The following is a 17995-nucleotide window of genomic DNA, read 5'->3' as shown; positions in this document are numbered from 1 at the left end:
ACAGATATACATTGAGAAATTGGGGGACTTTTAGTTGTGACGATACGAAATTGGGCAAAGTTTTTCTTCTTTGCAATGCTCGTTGGTGGCGCAGTCAACGGAATTTGCAGTTTATTTATTCGATGGGATTTCTTTCAACCATATATAGCAAACGGTCAATGGGGTGAATTCTTGGCCGGACTTTTATGGATGGTCTTCTTAGGATTTACAATGAGTGTTATTGCACAGGCAGGCTTTTTTGCTTATTTAACGCTCCATCAAGTAGGGGTTAACATTTTTAGAACACTTACATTATGGAATTGGGTACAGCTATTATTAATTGTTATTACTGTTTTTGATATTATATTCTTCCGCTTTATACCTGGTGTAAAAGATGGACAAAGCTGGTTATTCTATGTGGGTTTGTTAATTGTATTGCTAGTAGGTGCTATAGTAACAGCCATTCAAAAAGTAAAATTAACAGGAAAGAAACATGTTTTCATTTCAGCTTTATTTTTTATGATTGTTGTTACAACACTCGAATGGACAATTGCATTAATGGGTCGCGATGAAAACATTAACGAGTATGTTGCACTTTTACTATTCCCACTACTCGCTGTAAATGCTTATCAATTATTAGTATTACCAAAATATAATGCAAAATCCGAAGAAGATCGTCAAAAATTAGAAGCACGCCGCAAAGCACGTCGTGAACAAGCTAAAAACGCATAAAGAAGTTGCCTCTATTAGTTGGAGGCAACTTCTTTTTTATGGTGATTTTTTAGTTTGAACTTTATATCCGAATATATTTTCCTCAATCGACATAAATTTATTTTGTTGTAGAAAAGTATTCAGCTCTTTAAACGAGATTGGATTATTTTGATGTAATGAGATGAAAATAAAATCTCCCTTTTGCAATTTAGGGGTCTTTTCCCCTTTCCAGATTAGAGAGGGAGAAAGTATATTCATCTGCTGTTGAAATAAGTTTTTTTGTAAATCCTGCGAATACTGGTGGTTTCGTGTTGCAAACCAAAGTGGTGTTTCTTGCAAATGCTTTTCGTAAATATTAATATTTTTTTGCACGACGGCAAGATCGATTGGTTTATCCACTGAATCCTCAGGTCCTAATAATCCTGTAGGTAGTTTTCTTTCTTGAATGATTTTTATGTGCTCGGGTGAACGTTCAATCCATGCAGCATCTAACAATAGAAGCGGATAAGGTTCTTTTACAGTTTTAAGCCAGTTCAACAGGGCTTCATCAGAGAAAGAAATTTCGACAATAAGTGATGTACCATAGTGTCCTTTTGTTACAACTGCTGGAGCATCAGCAATGTTAAATACAGAAATCATAGTAGAATTTATCGGCTTTATAAAGACAAACAGTATTACGATGAAAAGCAATGAAATTAACGTTTTACGAACCATCATAACAACCTCGTTTCTATATTTTTAACTTCTTTCAGCAAGTGTTTTCGTAGCGAAAGTGAAACGTCAGCTACAATTGTCTTTTGTACCAAAAGCGTAGCGATAGGTACAGAAGTTTCCCACCTCTATAGGTGGTACGATGAATGCGGATTTAAGCTACTTTTCAGCGGGTGTAAAGCCTCTGTACACAATTATGCCGAGGCATAATTGATATGAAAAAATAGAGTTCTTAAAAAAACTTATGATTTAGTGTTGACTTTCATGATTAATCGATGTTATTATGTATAAGTCGCCAAGAGGTGACGCGGTAAATTAAAAAATGAACCTTGAAAACTGAACAAGCAAAACGTAATCAATAAAGTTTTTAGTAGCTAACCTTGAGTTGGTGAACGAAACAAAATTTTGGACATCAAACATGATGCCAGCAAAACAATTTGAGCTAATCAAATTTCTTTTTATGGAGAGTTTGATCCTGGCTCAGGACGAACGCTGGCGGCGTGCCTAATACATGCAAGTCGAGCGAACAGAGAAGGAGCTTGCTCCTTTGACGTTAGCGGCGGACGGGTGAGTAACACGTGGGCAACCTACCTTATAGTTTGGGATAACTCCGGGAAACCGGGGCTAATACCGAATAATCTATTTCACTTCATGGTGAAATACTGAAAGACGGTCTCGGCTGTCGCTATAAGATGGGCCCGCGGCGCATTAGCTAGTTGGTGAGGTAACGGCTCACCAAGGCAACGATGCGTAGCCGACCTGAGAGGGTGATCGGCCACACTGGGACTGAGACACGGCCCAGACTCCTACGGGAGGCAGCAGTAGGGAATCTTCCACAATGGGCGAAAGCCTGATGGAGCAACGCCGCGTGAGTGAAGAAGGTTTTCGGATCGTAAAAACTCTGTTGTAAGGGAAGAACAAGTACAGTAGTAACTGGCTGTACCTTGACGGTACCTTATTAGAAAGCCACGGCTAACTACGTGCCAGCAGCCGCGGTAATACGTAGGTGGCAAGCGTTGTCCGGAATTATTGGGCGTAAAGCGCGCGCAGGCGGTCGCTTAAGTCTGATGTGAAAGCCCACGGCTCAACCGTGGAGGGTCATTGGAAACTGGGGGACTTGAGTGCAGAAGAGGAAAGTGGAATTCCAAGTGTAGCGGTGAAATGCGTAGAGATTTGGAGGAACACCAGTGGCGAAGGCGACTTTCTGGTCTGTAACTGACGCTGAGGCGCGAAAGCGTGGGGAGCAAACAGGATTAGATACCCTGGTAGTCCACGCCGTAAACGATGAGTGCTAAGTGTTAGGGGTTTCCGCCCCTTAGTGCTGCAGCTAACGCATTAAGCACTCCGCCTGGGGAGTACGGTCGCAAGACTGAAACTCAAAGGAATTGACGGGGGCCCGCACAAGCGGTGGAGCATGTGGTTTAATTCGAAGCAACGCGAAGAACCTTACCAGGTCTTGACATCCCGTTGACCACTGTAGAGATATAGTTTTTCCCTTCGGGGACAACGGTGACAGGTGGTGCATGGTTGTCGTCAGCTCGTGTCGTGAGATGTTGGGTTAAGTCCCGCAACGAGCGCAACCCTTGATCTTAGTTGCCATCATTTTAGTTGGGCACTCTAAGGTGACTGCCGGTGACAAACCGGAGGAAGGTGGGGATGACGTCAAATCATCATGCCCCTTATGACCTGGGCTACACACGTGCTACAATGGACGATACAAACGGTTGCCAACTCGCGAGAGGGAGCTAATCCGATAAAGTCGTTCTCAGTTCGGATTGTAGGCTGCAACTCGCCTACATGAAGCCGGAATCGCTAGTAATCGCGGATCAGCATGCCGCGGTGAATACGTTCCCGGGCCTTGTACACACCGCCCGTCACACCACGAGAGTTTGTAACACCCGAAGTCGGTGGGGTAACCTTTTGGAGCCAGCCGCCGAAGGTGGGATAGATGATTGGGGTGAAGTCGTAACAAGGTAGCCGTATCGGAAGGTGCGGCTGGATCACCTCCTTTCTAAGGATATTTTTCGGAATACAAACCTAGGGTTTTGTAAGATTACGTTTTGCGTTCAGTTTTGAAGGTTCATTCTTACGAATGAAATACTTCAAAAACTTGTTCTTTGAAAAACTGGATAAAAACGACATTGAAATTGTAACAAACACATTTATTTTTTTAAGTTTTTTTATAGGCTTAATAACGAAGAAGGTTTCAAGACACGAGTAGTTCTAGGAAGCAATCGAGAGAAGGAAGGAGCGTACCTATGTACGTGACTGACTGAACGAGTGAAGCTGACGACGAAATGCGATGTGTATTGAAAGCTGTAGGTTAAGTTATTAGGGCGCACGGCGAATGCCTTGGCACTAGGAGCCGAAGAAGGACGGCACTAACACCGATATGCTTCGGGGAGCTGTAAGTGAGCTTTGATCCGGAGATTTCCGAATGGGGAACCCACTACGTTTAATCGCGTAGTATCTTGACGTGAATTCATAGCGTCTTGAAGGCAGACCCAGGAACTGAAACATCTAAGTACCTGGAGGAAGAGAAAGAAAAAAATCGATTCCCTGAGTAGCGGCAGAGCGAAACAGGAAGAGCCCAAACCAAGAGGCTTGCCTCTTGGGGTTGTAGGACACTCTATACGGAGTTACAAAAAGAACGAGTTAGATGAAGCGACTTGGAAAGGTCCGCCAGAGCAGGTAAAAAGCCCTGTAGTCGAAAGTTCGTTCTCTCCAGAGTGGATCCTGAGTACGGCGGAACACGTGAAATTCCGTCGGAATCCGGGAGGACCATCTCCCAAGGCTAAATACTACCTAGTGACCGATAGTGAACCAGTACCGTGAGGGAAAGGTGAAAAGCACCCCGGAAGGGGAGTGAAAGAGATCCTGAAACCGTGTGCCTACAAGTAGTTAGAGCCCGTTAATGGGTGATAGCGTGCCTTTTGTAGAATGAACCGGCGAGTTACGATTACGTGCGAGGTTAAGCTTTAGAAGGCGGAGCCGCAGCGAAAGCGAGTCTGAATAGGGCGAAATAGTACGTGGTCGTAGACCCGAAACCAGGTGATCTACCCATGTCCAGGGTGAAGGTGAGGTAACACTTACTGGAGGCCCGAACCCACGCACGTTGAAAAGTGCGGGGATGAGGTGTGGGTAGCGGAGAAATTCCAATCGAACCTGGAGATAGCTGGTTCTCTCCGAAATAGCTTTAGGGCTAGCCTCGTGATGAGAATACTGGAGGTAGAGCACTGTTTGGACTAGGGGGCCATCCCGGTTTACCGAATTCAGACAAACTCCGAATGCCAGATATTTATACACGGGAGTCAGACTGCGAGTGATAAGATCCGTAGTCAAAAAGGGAAACAGCCCAGACCACCAGCTAAGGTCCCAAAGTAATCGTTAAGTGGAAAAAGGATGTGGCGTTGCACAGACAACCAGGATGTTGGCTTAGAAGCAGCCATCATTTAAAGAGTGCGTAATAGCTCACTGGTCGAGTGACGCTGCGCCGAAAAATGTATCGAGGGCTAAACGATTCACCGAAGCTGTGGATTGACATCTATGATGTCAGTGGTAGGAGAGCGTTCTAAGTGCGTTGAAGTCAGACCGGAAGGACTGGTGGAGCGCTTAGAAGTGAGAATGCCGGTATGAGTAGCGAAAGACGGGTGAGAATCCCGTCCACCGTATGACTAAGGTTTCCTGAGGAAGGCTCGTCCGCTCAGGGTTAGTCGGGACCTAAGCCGAGGCCGATAGGCGTAGGCGATGGACAACAGGTTGATATTCCTGTACCACCTCCTCACCGTTTGAGAAATGGGGGACGCAGTAGGATAGGGTAAGCGCGCTGTTGGTTATGCGCGTCCAAGCAGTAAGGCGTGTGTGTAGGCAAATCCGCACACTGTAACGTTGAGCTGTGATGGCGAGTCCGTATGGACGAAGTTCCTGATTTCACACTGCCAAGAAAAAGCCTCTATCGAGGTGAGAGGTGCCCGTACCGCAAACCGACACAGGTAGTCGAGGAGAGAATCCTAAGGTGTGCGAGAGAACTCTCGTTAAGGAACTCGGCAAAAATGACCCCGTAACTTCGGGAGAAGGGGTGCTCTTGAGCGTGCAAGCGCATGAGAGCCGCAGTGAATAGGCCCAGGCGACTGTTTAGCAAAAACACAGGTCTCTGCAAAACCGTAAGGTGACGTATAGGGGCTGACGCCTGCCCGGTGCTGGAAGGTTAAGAGGAGTGGTTAGCGCAAGCGAAGCTGCGAATTGAAGCCCCAGTAAACGGCGGCCGTAACTATAACGGTCCTAAGGTAGCGAAATTCCTTGTCGGGTAAGTTCCGACCCGCACGAAAGGCGTAACGATCTGGGCACTGTCTCAACGAGAGACTCGGTGAAATTATAGTACCTGTGAAGATGCAGGTTACCCGCGACAGGACGGAAAGACCCCGTGGAGCTTTACTGTAGCCTGATATTGAATTTTGGTACAACTTGTACAGGATAGGTAGGAGCCAGAGATCTCGGAGCGCCAGCTTCGAAGGAGGCGTCGGTGGGATACTACCCTGGTTGTATTGAAATTCTAACCCATGCCCTTTAGCGGGGCAGGAGACAGTGTCAGGCGGACAGTTTGACTGGGGCGGTCGCCTCCTAAAAAGGTAACGGAGGCGCCCAAAGGTTCCCTCAGAATGGTTGGAAATCATTCGTAGAGTGTAAAGGCACAAGGGAGCTTGACTGCGAGACCTACAAGTCGAGCAGGGTCGAAAGACAGGGCTTAGTGATCCGGTGGTTCCGCATGGAAGGGCCATCGCTCAGCGGATAAAAAGCTACCCCGGGGATAACAGGCTTATCTCCCCAAGAGTCCACATCGACGGGGAGGTTTGGCACCTCGATGTCGGCTCATCGCATCCTGGGGCTGTAGTCGGTCCCAAGGGTTGGGCTGTTCGCCCATTAAAGCGGTACGCGAGCTGGGTTCAGAACGTCGTGAGACAGTTCGGTCCCTATCCGTCGTGGGCGTAGGAAATTTGAGAGGAGCTGTCCTTAGTACGAGAGGACCGGGATGGACACACCGCTGGTGTACCAGTTGTCTTGCCAAAGGCATCGCTGGGTAGCTATGTGTGGACGGGATAAGTGCTGAAAGCATCTAAGCATGAAGCCCCCTCAAGATGAGATTTCCCATTACGCAAGTAAGTAAGATCCCTCAAAGACGATGAGGTAGATAGGTTCGAGGTGGAAGTGTGGTGACACATGGAGCTGACGAATACTAATCGATCGAGGACTTAACCAAAATGTTTGAATCATTCAATGCACCGTTTATCCAGTTTTGAAAGAACAAAACCTTTCATTTTAGGGTTTCAAAATACGACGTATATTGAAAGCCAAAGAGAGCTTCAAGACACAAGTAGTACAAGGAAGCAAACGAGTGAATGAGGGAGCGTACTTCTGTACGTGACTGATTGAACGAGAGAAGCTGACGCAGTAATACGCCGTGTATTGGAGATCGTCAATAGTCTAGTGATGATGGCAAAGAGGTCACACCCGTTCCCATACCGAACACGGAAGTTAAGCTCTTTAGCGCCGATGGTAGTTGGGGGCTTCCCCCTGTGAGAGTAGGACGTCGCTAGGCGCAAAAAGTCGCTGCTGACAAACTCAGTAGTGGCTTTTTTTATGTCCAAAGAAATAGTAAATGACACTATAAATATATAAAAAGAAGACATTTCAACCGAGTGTGATTGGTGAAATGTCTCTTTTATTTATCTTCATTAAATAGAGGAACTCAGCCTAAGAACGTCACGTCCTGTGGCAACGCCGGACGTAATTACGTCAAGGAGAAATTGATTTTATACAGTTGCTGCTCGTAGCTCGATACGACGAATCTTGCCAGAAGTTGTTTTTGGTAGTTCATCGATAAAGACAATACTACGAGGATATTTATAAGGCGCTGTTAATGCTTTAACATGCTCCTGCAGCTCTTTTGTTAACTCGTCTTCATCACGATCTCTGAAGCCTTCTCGTAAGATGACAAAGGCTTTAACAATATGTCCTCTAATTTCATCTGGTGCTGCAACAACAGCACATTCTTGTACAGCTTCATGTTTATTTAGAGCATCCTCTACCTCAAATGGCCCAATTGTATAGCCTGATGAAATAATAATGTCATCTCCTCGACCTTCAAACCAGAAATAACCTTCTTCATCACATTTAGCTTGGTCACCAGTAATATACCAATCGCCACGGAAGGCAGCTTGTGTACGTTCAGGCTCGCGATAGTACTCTTTAAATAGAGCAGGAGATGATTTGTGTACCGCGATATCTCCAACTTCACCAATCGGTGCCTCGTTGCCTTCATGATCTATAATACGCACAATATTGCCTGGAGTAGGAACACCCATTGAACCCGGACGTAACTCAGTATTTTCAAGTGTGCCGATTAATAAAGTATTTTCCGTTTGACCATAGCCATCACGTACTTTAAGTCCAAAGTTGTTCATAAATGTTTCGATGACTGGTCGATTTAATGGTTCACCAGCAGAAACAGCACTACGTAGAGAAGATAGATTATAGTCTTTTAAAGTATCAATCTTCGCCATAATTCGGTATTCCGTTGGAGTACAGCATAATACATTGACCTTCTCATCTTGAATTAGTTGAAGGTATGTTTTTGCATCAAATCCTCCATGATATACAAATGCAGTTGCGCCCAGCATAATAGTCGATAAAAATGGGCTCCAAATCCATTTTTGCCACCCTGGAGCTGCTGTAGCCCATACTAAATCACGTTCACGTACACAAAGCCATTGAGAAGCGGCTGTTCTAATATGTGCATATCCCCAACCGTGCGAATGAACAACCCCTTTTGGTTTGCCAGTCGTGCCAGATGTATAAGAAAGAAATGCCATATCCTCTCTTTTTGTAGCAGCTGCAGTAAATGTATCTGGCTGTGTACTAGCCAATTCATCTAAAGATGTCCAATCGCCTGTAGCAGTACCTATGATCAATTTATTATTTAAAGCCTCTACTGAAGAAGTAATACGATCTACCTCACTAGTGAACGCTTCATAGGTAATTACGGCACTTGCAGAAGAGTGCTCCATCCGATATTCTAAATCACTTGCACGTAACATTTCTGAACATGAAATAGGAACAATCCCAGCCTTTAGACAGCCAAGGAAGACAAAGTAAGCCTCAGGCAATCGTGGAATAATAACTAATACGCGATCTCCTTTTTGAAGCCCCTTCTTCGTAAAGGCATGTGCGTATTGATTCATTTTTTGTACAAGTTCAACATAGGAAATTTCTCGGCGCTCCTGTTGAGTATTTAGCCATCGGATGGCTTGACGATCACTATCTTGAGAAAACTTCTCTAATTCCTCTGTAATATTATAAAATTCTGGTGCAATTAAATCGTTTGTTACCATGTGAACATTCCTCCCCCAAACAAATTTGATAGAAAATTCATAAAACTATTTCCATTTTAACAATTACAATAATATACAGCAAGAATATTCTATACATAATATAGAAATATTAGATTTAATAGAGAACTATCATGCTTTTAGTTAATGCGAAGGAAAGCTTCGACAAAATATATAAAAATTTTCATAAAAAGTATTGTATAATTTATAATGCTTGCTATAATAATAAATGTACTTAAGAGGTTTTAAAAAAACCGAATTGAATAGTATTGTTCCGAAGTAGCTCAGTTGGTAGTAGCACCTGACTGTTAATCAGGTTGTCGCAGGTTCGAGTCCTGCCTTCGGAGCCATTTTTTTGTTCATTTTTATGTTGATGTTATACATATAAATTTTTTTAAAAAAGTGTTGCATCAAAAAGTAAATAATGTTATTATAAGTATTGTCTTGTTTGAGACATATAATAATGGCCCCTTGGTCAAGTGGTTAAGACACCGCCCTTTCACGGCGGTAACACGGGTTCGAATCCCGTAGGGGTCACCATTTTAAAAACTTTGTAGTAATGCGAAGGCTTAAAAAGAAAATTAACTGTGAAGAAATAAACACCTGTTTCTATGGAGGATTAGCTCAGCTGGGAGAGCATCTGCCTTACAAGCAGAGGGTCGGCGGTTCGAGCCCGTCATCCTCCACCATAATGTGTTATTTCGGAGGGGTAGCGAAGTGGCTAAACGCGGCGGACTGTAAATCCGCTCCTTAGGGTTCGGCGGTTCGAATCCGTCCCCCTCCACCAGTTTTTTTATAAATGATTGGGGTATAGCCAAGCGGTAAGGCAACGGATTTTGATTCCGTCATGCCTAGGTTCGAATCCTAGTACCCCAGCCATTCTTTCTTTTATGAGCCATTAGCTCAGTTGGTAGAGCATCTGACTTTTAATCAGAGGGTCGAAGGTTCGAGTCCTTCATGGCTCACTTTTATATAGAATAAAATATATTAAAAAGTGTTACATTAACTACAGATACTAATCTCTTGCTGAAAACAGTAGGAGATTTTTTTATGCTCTTTTTAAGGATCTTCACTAAAATGTGTACTTGACTGCACATTCCACTTCGGGAGCACGCTTTACGCGGGCGTGGCCTGAGCCTCTTCTTTATTCATAGTTCGCTCCTGCGAGGGCTCAGAACTCACGCTATTCCCATAGGAAGCTTAGCTCTGCGACGATAGACGACAGGAGCACTCGACTCCCTCCACTTCATATGCTTTCATAACAACAAACCGATTTTTGTATTGATCCCTCTTAATTGTATAAATATTCATAAAATTGTTGAGTTGAGCCAAGGTGGATATAGGCTTTACAATAGTCTTACAACTCAAAGGGGGTATAAAAAGATGAATAAACTAAATATTTCTATTATTGGTGTGCCAACTGATTATGGGCAAACACGCAGAGGAGTAGATATGGGACCGAGTGCTATCCGCTACGCAGGTGTTGTAGAACGCTTAGAGGCAATTGGTCATGAGGTACATGATAAAGGGGATATACGTGTTAGTCAGAAACAAGAAGGCATTATTGTCGATAAGCAACTACTAAATTTAGAGGAAGTTGTTGATGTAAGTACATCTTTAGCAAACATTGTAAATGAAGCAGTGGAACAGAAGGAGTTTCCACTAGTATTTGGTGGCGATCATAGTATTGCAATTGGCACTCTTGCAGGGCTTGGGGAGCATTATAAAAACTTAGGTGTTATTTGGTTTGATGCGCATGCTGACCTTAATATACCTGAAACGACACCGTCTGGTAATATACATGGTATGCCTTTAGCTGTTAGCATTGGGCTAGGTCATGAACGCTTAGTGCAAATTCGTAATTATGCGCCGAAAATTAAACCTGAAAACGTCATTATTATTGGGGCACGTTCTGTAGATCCAGGTGAGCGTGAATTAATTAGTCAGCAAGGAATCAAGGTGTACACAATGCATGAGATAGATCGTCTTGGCATGACACGTGTAATGGAAGATGCTCTTGCCTATTTAAGAGAGCGCAATGTAGATGGTCTGCATTTATCACTCGATTTAGATGGGTTAGATCCACTTTATACTCCAGGGGTTGGGACACCTGTACCTGGTGGTATTACATATCGAGAAAGCCATTTAGCGATGGAAATGCTTCAGGAATCAGATATGTTAACATCCGCTGAATTTGTTGAGGTTAACCCAATTTTAGATGAAAAGAATAAAACGGCAGATGTTGCTGTTGCATTAATGGGATCTTTATTTGGTGAAACTCTAGTTTAAAGAAATTTAACGAAAAATTACCTATTGCCACAATGTATAAAAATCTTTTGTTATAATTAATAACAAAATGAAACTTTTCTTATCGATGGGTCGTATAGTATAAGACAGTTGTAAAGGTGGAGAAATCAACACAATGGATGCGTTAGTAAACAAGAGAATAAAACAAGTGCTTAAAGGCGATCAAAACGCATTTGCCGATATTGTGAGTCTCTATCAGCACAAACTGTACCAAGTATGCTATAGGATGTTAGGGAACAAGCAAGAATCTGAGGATATTGCACAGGAGGCGTTTGTTCGTGCCTATATGAACTTGCATACTTTTGATCAAAAAAGAAAATTTTCGACGTGGCTTTATCGCATAGCGACAAACCTTTGTATAGACCGTATCCGGAAGAAAAAGCCGGATTACTATTTAGATGCAGAAGTAGCTGGTACAGAAGGGCTTAATATGTATTCGCAAATCGCAGCAGATGACCAGCTACCAGAGGAACAAATAGAGCAAATGGAACTGCAAGATCGCATTCAATATGAGATTGGACGTTTGCCGGATAAATACCGTTCAGTTATAGTATTGAAATATATTGAAGAATTATCGTTGCAGGAAATTAGTGAGATTTTAGATATGCCTCTTGGAACGGTGAAAACGAGAATTCACCGCGGACGTGAAGCATTACGTAAGCAATTAAACAATCTGTAGGAGGGGAAGCGTCATGAATACTTGTCCAGAGCATATAATAGACTATATGCATGATTATTTAGATGGTGACATTCGTCGTGAGCATGAGCATGAGTTAAAACAACATTTGCATACATGCAGTGATTGTAAACAATTGATGCAAGAATTGAGTGAAACAATCGCTTTTGTGAAGAGTGCTTCCCATATTACAGCACCTCCGCATTTTGAAGAAGCCGTGATGGCTCGTTTACCGAAACCCAAAAGTCGTGTAGGCATGCAAAAATGGATTCGCCGGCATCCGTTCTTTGTGGCAGCGGCAGTTTTTTGTTTATTCATGAGTGCAACTTTACTTGGTAGTTTCATGGATGACCAACACTTCTCCGTGACTAAACAACCAAACCTAGTTGTTGAAGGTCAGACGGTCATTGTGCCGGAGGGCGAAGTTGTAAAAGGCGACATTGTTGTTAAAAATGGCGATTTAATTGTTGAGGGTGAAGTGGATGGAAATATTACCGTTATTAACGGACAGTATATGGCATCTTCGGCAGTTGTTTCAGGTAAAATAGAGGAAATTGACGAAGCATTCGAATGGCTTTGGTATACGATCAAAAATTCAGTAAAGTCTGCCATGACATTCGAGGAAAAACAAGCAACTAAATAACACTCTATACGTCCTAAAAGATAGTGCACGTGAGAGGCTGAAAGGTCTACTCTTTTGAGTAGACTTTTTATTTGAAAAAAGTTACATTTGTTAAGAATGTGCTATACTTAAATGTGTATGGATTCGCAATGAAAAAGTGGGGATGCCACGTGCAAATTATCGAACAATTCGCTGATTTAACACCCGTGAATATTGTTATTAACTTCATAGATGTACTGCTTGTTTGGTACGTTGTTTATAAAATTTTAACCCTCATTAAAGGTACGAAAGCTGTCCAATTATTAAAAGGAATTTTCGTGATTATTATTGCGCGCATCGCTACTGACTATTTAGGGTTAGAAACTTTAGGTTGGATGCTACAACAAGTAATCGAATTCGGTTTCTTGGCGATTATTATCATTTTCCAACCTGAAATAAGACGTGGTCTTGAACAAATTGGTCGAGGAAAGTTATTCCAACGCTCAACTAGTCAAGTGGAGGAAGAGCAAACAAGACTTATTGAGGCCATGAAGAAATCAGTTAGTTATATGGCCAAACGCCGTATTGGGGCGTTAATTTCTATTGAGAAAGAAACTGGTCTAAATGAATATATCGAAACGGGCATAGGTCTAAATGCTGAAATCTCATCTGAGTTACTTATCAACATTTTCATACCTAACACACCACTTCATGATGGAGCGGTTATTATGCAGAAAGATAAAGTAACGGCAGCAGCTTGTTATTTACCGCTTTCTGAAAGTCCGTTTATCTCAAAAGAGCTTGGGACACGCCACCGTGCTGCACTAGGCTTAAGTGAAGTGACAGATGCCATTACTATTGTCGTATCCGAGGAAACTGGTGCCATTAGTATTACAGTGAATGGTAACCTACATCGTAATCTTTCTCTAGAGGAATTCGAAGCACTGTTACGTAAAATGTGGTTCGGATCAGCACAAGAATCAAATGCAACCTCTAAGTTGACTTGGAGGGGAAAAAAGAATGGATAAAATGATGGATAGCCCTTGGGTTTTACGAATCATCGCATTATTTCTAGCCTGTTTGCTATTTTTCTCCGTTCGTACTGAGTTATCTCCTACAAAGAAAACAATAACAAGTGAGCAAACAGCGGTAATTCGAGATGTACCAGTAGATGTTTTTTATGACGATAAAAATCTCATTGTAACAGGCATACCAAAGACGGTGAATGTTACAATAAAAGGCTCGATGCCACTCGTTTTACAAGCACAGGCATCAAAGGATTTTTCCATATTCGTAGATTTAAGTAATTTACTAATTGGTGAACATAACGTAAGGCTGAAGTACGAGAATATTTCTGAAAAATTGCAAGTTACATTAGACCCGGCAACTGTAAAGGTAAATATTGAGGAAAAGGTCACGCAAGAGTTTCGTGTTGACCCTGAGATGAATAATCGTTTAATTGAAGAAGGATATATATTAAAGGGCATGACTGCTAATCCAGCTACGGTGTATGTTACAGGTCCTAAAAGTGCAATTGAAAACATTAGCTATGTAAAAGCTACTGTAACGGGTGAGCAAGGCTTGAAAGAACCATTCTCACAGGTAGCGGCAGTTAAAGTACTAGATCGTGATTTAAATAAGTTAGATGTGACGATTGAACCGGAAACTGTGAAGGTACAAGTAGATATTGGGGCATACAGTAGAGAGTTGCCTGTTGTGCTTAAGGAAATAGGGACAGCGGCGGATGGTATTACCGTCAACCAATTAACATTTAGTCCTACAACGGTGAAAGTGTACGGTAAAAAATCTATCATAGATGCATTAACGGCAATACCACTTGAGGTTGACCTATCAAAAATTACAGAATCAAAAACTTATGAATTTGATGTAAAATTACCAGAAGGCGTGACAAAAATATCTGAATCAAGAATTAAAGTGAAAGCAGATATTTCGAAGGTAGAGCAGGAAAAAACTACAACTACTCCAACAACAACGACACCTGCTCCTACACCTACTCCTTCGCCTCCTTCAGAGGAATCTATCACTCCTCCTGAGGAAGACACGCCTACTGAGCAAACAGAAGATATTGATTCTTAGACAATAACTGACTATAATTTTATTTTGATTCAGTAGAGATTTCGTTCTCTATCAGTAAGGGCATTCATTTTCGGATTTGATACACTAACGGAAACAAGGTGCTCAGGCTAAAATCAAAATACCCTATGCTAAATTTATCTGTGCTGACTGGAAAGAGGGACTCATGACAAGCTAAGATAAATTCGTATAGGGGCATAATTAATAGTTACCAGTGAATGAACGAAAATTGACTTTTCCAAAAGTAAGCAGATGGGCGGTCTAGTTGTCAGCGTAGACAAGCGTGACCACCGTCTTGCATTGAAGGAGAGAATAATCAAAATGGGTAAATATTTTGGAACAGATGGCGTCCGTGGCGTCGCGAATAGTGAATTAACACCGGAACTTGCATTTAAACTTGGCCGCATAGGTGGCTATGTTTTAACGAAGGATGCAACTGACCGTCCAAAGGTTTTAATCGGTCGTGACACACGTATTTCAGGTGAAATGCTTGAAGGTGCACTTGTAGCTGGTCTTTTATCAATCGGCGTAGAGGTGATGCGTCTAGGTGTTATTTCGACACCAGGTGTGGCTTATCTTACTCGAATTATGAGCGCAGATGCAGGCGTCATGATTTCAGCTTCACATAACCCAGTTGCCGATAATGGCATTAAGTTTTTCGGTCCAGATGGCTTTAAGCTAACTGATGCGCAAGAAGCCGAAATCGAAGCGATATTAGATGCACAAGAGGATACATTGCCACGTCCAATCGGGGCAGATTTAGGCTCTGTAAGCGACTACTTCGAGGGTGGACAAAAATATATTCAATACTTAAAACAAACAGTGGATGAAGAATTTGATGGTATCCATGTCGCATTAGATTGTGCACATGGTGCTACGTCTTCACTAGCTACACACCTATTTGCAGATTTAGAAGCGGATATTTCAACGATGGGTGCTTCACCAACAGGCTTAAATATTAATGACGGTGTCGGCTCAACACATCCAGAAGGATTAGCTAAATTTGTCGCAGAAAAGGGTGCTGATGTTGGATTAGCATTCGATGGCGATGGTGACCGGTTAATCGCTGTAGATGAAAACGGTAAAATCGTTGATGGTGACCAAATTATGTTCATCATTGGGAAGCATTTGAATGCAGTTGGCCGCTTGAAAAAGCAAACAATCGTTTCAACGGTTATGAGTAACATGGGCTTCTACAAAGCTGTTGAAGATAATGAAATGCATAGTGTACAAACAGCTGTAGGTGATCGTTATGTCGTGGAAGAAATGCGTGCCAATGATTATAATTTAGGTGGCGAGCAATCTGGTCATATTGTTTTCTTAGACTTTAATACAACTGGTGACGGTTTATTAACAGGTATTCAGCTTGTCAACATTATGAAAGCTACAGGTAAAAAACTGTCGGAGCTTGCCTCTGAAATGAAAATTTTCCCACAGCGTTTAGTCAACGTACGTGTAACAGACAAGCATGCTGTGACAGAGAATGCAAAGGTTGCTGCAGTGATTACTGATGTAGAAGCAGATATGGCTGGCAACGGTCGCGTTTTAGTACGTCCTTCTGGTACAGAGCCACTTGTACGAGTAATGGTAGAAGCAGCTACAGAGGCAGACTGCGAGCGTTACGTAGAGCGTATTGCAGATGTTGTCCGTGCTGAAATGGGCTTAGCTGAATAAATAGTATATAAACTCGATTTCCTTTAATAAGGGGGTCGAGTTTTTTTATTAGGTTTTATAATATTTTTTTTAGGTATGCAAGAGTTAATGATAGAATCATCAAAGTCGAAAATGACGGATAGAGGTCAGAACGGGATAGAATGAAATTGGCCTTAATTATTGAAAACACGCTGACGAAATGAATGTTTTCGAAAAGAATGGGAACAGTAGTACAGAGTCAGATTAACAAGGAGTGTTGTATTGCAATGGCTAAAATTGCTACGGTGATTACCAATATGTTTGAGGACGCTGAATATACGAGCCCTAAAGGAGCATTAGAAGCGGCAGGTCATGAACTAATCACGATAGATACGACAGTAGGCATTGAGGTAGAAGGTAAGCATGGAGAGAAAGTTAAAATTGATAAAGGTATCGATGAGGTGACAGCCTCTGAATTCGATGCATTGTTCATCCCAGGTGGTTTTTCTCCTGATATATTACGCGTAGACGATCGTGTTGTGGCATTTGTAAAGGAATTTATGGACGACATGAAACCGACCTTTGCCATTTGTCATGGACCTCAGCTACTCATTACAGCAAAAACATTAAACGGTCGTGATGCAACTGGCTATAAATCAATTCGAGTAGATTTAGAAAATGCAGGCGCGATTTTCCATGACGAAGAAGTATTTGTTTGTCAAAAACAACTAGTAACAAGTCGCACACCAGATGACTTACCAGCATTTAATCGAGAAATTGTGAAATTATTGGAAAGTAAAGAAGGTTAAACTTAAAGGGCACAAGCGAGTTTGCCTGTGCCTTTTATTTTTTGAAAGTAATAAATTCTATTACATCAATTCTATCTCTTTTTTAACGCTATAATGGCATTGGTAATTTGCCCAAGTCCAATACCAATGATAATGCCAATACCAGCGCCGATTGCAGTGTCAATCCAGCCTCTGTCAAAAAATGCTTCATATCCACCGCCAGTTAGAAAGCCGATTAATCCGCCGATGCCTAAGCCTAAAAACAGGAACCCACCATAAAACAACCCAATCGCCTCATAATCTGCGGGATCACGAGTTTCGTAATACTGCTGGAAGCGTTCATTTAAATCCTCGGATTGCTCAGAGTTGCTGGCGAATTTCATTTCCTCGCTTGCCTTATTAAAAGCTTCCTGCTCCGTTAAACCTTGTGACATCAAATCATTCATATAATCGCTCATATATAGTATCATGTCGTCTTGCGCCTCTCGCCCCTGATTGGAACGCCCTTTAAACTTTGACAGTTGTTTGTCGATTTTACGTTTAGTTTGCCCACTTTTCTTGCGCAGTTTTTCCATATAAGTCATTTCAGCGTCCTGCAAATAATTCTGGGATTGTTCTTTCGCAAAACGATTAATTCTCTCCTGAATTTCACGACTAAAACTCATGCTTGCTTCCTCCATCATTTCTTAAAATTTCAATACGACTACTTAAAAAATCCCATTTAGCCCAGAAGGACATCAATTTTTCTCGCCCTTGTTCATTCAGCGTATAAAATTTCCTCGGTGGACCAATTTCAGATGGCTTTTTGACAATATTGACAAGACGATTTCTTTCTAACCGCATAAGTAGCGCATAAACAGTTCCTTCAGCTATGCCCTCGAACCCCATCTGTGTGAGATATTTGACAATCTCATAACCATAAATTTCGCCACGGCTGATGATTTCTAAAACAATACCTTCTAAAACTCCTTTGAGCATTTCGCTCAGATTATCCACGATCTCACCCCCAGGCCACAAGCTTAGTTTCTCTGTACTAAGTGTTGCTAAGTACTGTATATAGTATTGCTAAGTAGTGGCCTTTGTCAAGCGATTAAAAAATGGGGTTTTCGTT

Annotated in this window: 12 protein-coding genes, 6 tRNA genes and 3 rRNA genes; 17 read left to right on the top strand and 4 right to left on the bottom strand. The window is 42.3% G+C overall.

Translation table 11 applies throughout. The annotated features are described in order from the left end of the window. The first annotated feature begins 36 nt into the window (after positions 1 to 36). The gene (locus FJQ98_RS25395; RefSeq protein WP_053596079.1) at positions 37 to 711 is read left to right on the top strand and encodes a KinB-signaling pathway activation protein; all 675 of its coding nucleotides are present in this window, start codon (positions 37 to 39) and stop codon (positions 709 to 711) included. Between the two features lie 36 nt (positions 712 to 747). Here FJQ98_RS25395 and FJQ98_RS25390 read toward each other — a convergent pair whose 3' ends face one another. Then, the gene (locus FJQ98_RS25390) at positions 748 to 1407 is read right to left on the bottom strand and encodes a hypothetical protein (RefSeq protein WP_241774604.1); all 660 of its coding nucleotides are present in this window, start codon (positions 1405 to 1407) and stop codon (positions 748 to 750) included. A gap of 451 nt (positions 1408 to 1858) precedes the next feature. Here FJQ98_RS25390 and FJQ98_RS25385 point away from each other — a divergent pair. The 3 genes from FJQ98_RS25385 to rrf all read left to right on the top strand — a co-directional run bounded on the left by FJQ98_RS25385 (position 1859) and on the right by rrf (position 6997). After that, a 16S ribosomal RNA gene (locus FJQ98_RS25385) occupies positions 1859 to 3412 on the top strand. Positions 3413 to 3722: 310 nt separating this feature from the next. Next, positions 3723 to 6658: ribosomal RNA gene (locus FJQ98_RS25380) — 23S ribosomal RNA — on the top strand. Between the two features lie 223 nt (positions 6659 to 6881). Beyond that, a 5S ribosomal RNA gene (gene rrf, locus FJQ98_RS25375) occupies positions 6882 to 6997 on the top strand. Together the 16S, 23S and 5S rRNA genes form the textbook arrangement of a ribosomal RNA operon. A gap of 214 nt (positions 6998 to 7211) precedes the next feature. Here the strand turns inward: rrf and mbcS are convergent. Then, entirely contained in the window at positions 7212 to 8789 is a 1578-nt protein-coding gene (gene mbcS, locus FJQ98_RS25370; protein WP_053595562.1) for an acyl-CoA synthetase MbcS, read from the bottom strand. A 270-nt stretch (positions 8790 to 9059) separates the two neighbouring features. On the opposite strand from mbcS, the gene FJQ98_RS25365 reads away from it, so the two are divergent. From FJQ98_RS25365 to FJQ98_RS25305, 13 genes are all read left to right on the top strand, one after another. Beyond that, a tRNA-Asn gene (locus FJQ98_RS25365) sits at positions 9060 to 9136 on the top strand. A 115-nt stretch (positions 9137 to 9251) separates the two neighbouring features. Further along, positions 9252 to 9326: transfer RNA gene (locus FJQ98_RS25360), tRNA-Glu, on the top strand. 73 nt (positions 9327 to 9399) lie between these two features. After that, positions 9400 to 9475, top strand: a tRNA-Val gene (locus tag FJQ98_RS25355). A 14-nt stretch (positions 9476 to 9489) separates the two neighbouring features. After that, positions 9490 to 9573 (top strand) — tRNA-Tyr (locus FJQ98_RS25350). A 17-nt stretch (positions 9574 to 9590) separates the two neighbouring features. Next, positions 9591 to 9665 (top strand) — tRNA-Gln (locus FJQ98_RS25345). Positions 9666 to 9678: 13 nt separating this feature from the next. Continuing rightward, positions 9679 to 9751, top strand: a tRNA-Lys gene (locus FJQ98_RS25340). A 418-nt stretch (positions 9752 to 10169) separates the two neighbouring features. Further along, positions 10170 to 11075: an arginase gene (gene rocF, locus FJQ98_RS25335; RefSeq protein ID WP_053595561.1), complete on the top strand. Its 906-nt coding sequence runs from the start codon at positions 10170 to 10172 to the stop codon at positions 11073 to 11075. Positions 11076 to 11208: 133 nt separating this feature from the next. Then, on the top strand, positions 11209 to 11772 hold the full coding sequence (sigW, locus tag FJQ98_RS25330; protein ID WP_053595560.1) for an RNA polymerase sigma factor SigW: 564 nt from the start codon (positions 11209 to 11211) through the stop codon (positions 11770 to 11772). 13 nt (positions 11773 to 11785) lie between these two features. Beyond that, positions 11786 to 12412: an anti-sigma factor family protein gene (locus FJQ98_RS25325; protein WP_053595559.1), complete on the top strand. Its 627-nt coding sequence runs from the start codon at positions 11786 to 11788 to the stop codon at positions 12410 to 12412. A gap of 149 nt (positions 12413 to 12561) precedes the next feature. Further along, on the top strand, positions 12562 to 13398 hold the full coding sequence (gene cdaA, locus FJQ98_RS25320; protein ID WP_143114885.1) for a diadenylate cyclase CdaA: 837 nt from the start codon (positions 12562 to 12564) through the stop codon (positions 13396 to 13398). Continuing rightward, positions 13391 to 14467, top strand: a complete 1077-nt coding sequence (locus FJQ98_RS25315) for a CdaR family protein (protein ID WP_053595558.1) — start codon at positions 13391 to 13393, stop codon at positions 14465 to 14467. The genes cdaA and FJQ98_RS25315 overlap by 8 nt, the downstream gene beginning before the upstream one ends. 318 nt (positions 14468 to 14785) lie before the next feature. Further along, entirely contained in the window at positions 14786 to 16138 is a 1353-nt protein-coding gene (glmM, locus tag FJQ98_RS25310; protein WP_053595557.1) for a phosphoglucosamine mutase, read from the top strand. Between the two features lie 245 nt (positions 16139 to 16383). Next, the gene (locus tag FJQ98_RS25305; protein ID WP_053595556.1) at positions 16384 to 16905 is read left to right on the top strand and encodes a type 1 glutamine amidotransferase domain-containing protein; all 522 of its coding nucleotides are present in this window, start codon (positions 16384 to 16386) and stop codon (positions 16903 to 16905) included. Positions 16906 to 16976: 71 nt separating this feature from the next. On the opposite strand, the gene FJQ98_RS25300 is transcribed toward FJQ98_RS25305, so the two are convergent. Together FJQ98_RS25300 and FJQ98_RS25295 are read right to left on the bottom strand one after the other, a co-directional pair. Next, the gene (locus FJQ98_RS25300; RefSeq protein ID WP_053595555.1) at positions 16977 to 17549 is read right to left on the bottom strand and encodes a hypothetical protein; all 573 of its coding nucleotides are present in this window, start codon (positions 17547 to 17549) and stop codon (positions 16977 to 16979) included. Continuing rightward, positions 17539 to 17880, bottom strand: coding sequence for a PadR family transcriptional regulator (locus tag FJQ98_RS25295; protein ID WP_198926904.1), 342 nt, complete (start codon positions 17878 to 17880; stop codon positions 17539 to 17541). Before FJQ98_RS25295 ends, FJQ98_RS25300 begins: the two co-directional genes overlap by 11 nt. Positions 17881 to 17995 lie beyond the last annotated feature (115 nt).

This window comes from Lysinibacillus agricola (genome assembly GCF_016638705.1).
GTDB classification, from domain to species: domain Bacteria; phylum Bacillota; class Bacilli; order Bacillales_A; family Planococcaceae; genus Lysinibacillus; species Lysinibacillus agricola.
This window is presented reverse-complemented; position numbering and strand designations above follow the sequence as displayed.

Bases quoted from the DNA above. Each gene is read 5' to 3' on its own strand.
- FJQ98_RS25390 (WP_241774604.1), bottom strand. From the start codon at position 1,407: ATGATGGTTCGTAAAACGTTAATTTCATTGCTTTTCATCGTAATACTG.
- mbcS (WP_053595562.1), bottom strand. From the start codon at position 8,789: ATGGTAACAAACGATTTAATTGCACCAGAATTTTATAATATTACAGAG.
- rocF (WP_053595561.1), top strand. From the start codon at position 10,170: ATGAATAAACTAAATATTTCTATTATTGGTGTGCCAACTGATTATGGG.
- sigW (WP_053595560.1), top strand. From the start codon at position 11,209: ATGGATGCGTTAGTAAACAAGAGAATAAAACAAGTGCTTAAAGGCGAT.
- FJQ98_RS25325 (WP_053595559.1), top strand. From the start codon at position 11,786: ATGAATACTTGTCCAGAGCATATAATAGACTATATGCATGATTATTTA.
- FJQ98_RS25315 (WP_053595558.1), top strand. From the start codon at position 13,391: ATGGATAAAATGATGGATAGCCCTTGGGTTTTACGAATCATCGCATTA.
- glmM (WP_053595557.1), top strand. From the start codon at position 14,786: ATGGGTAAATATTTTGGAACAGATGGCGTCCGTGGCGTCGCGAATAGT.
- FJQ98_RS25305 (WP_053595556.1), top strand. From the start codon at position 16,384: ATGGCTAAAATTGCTACGGTGATTACCAATATGTTTGAGGACGCTGAA.
- FJQ98_RS25300 (WP_053595555.1), bottom strand. From the start codon at position 17,549: ATGAGTTTTAGTCGTGAAATTCAGGAGAGAATTAATCGTTTTGCGAAA.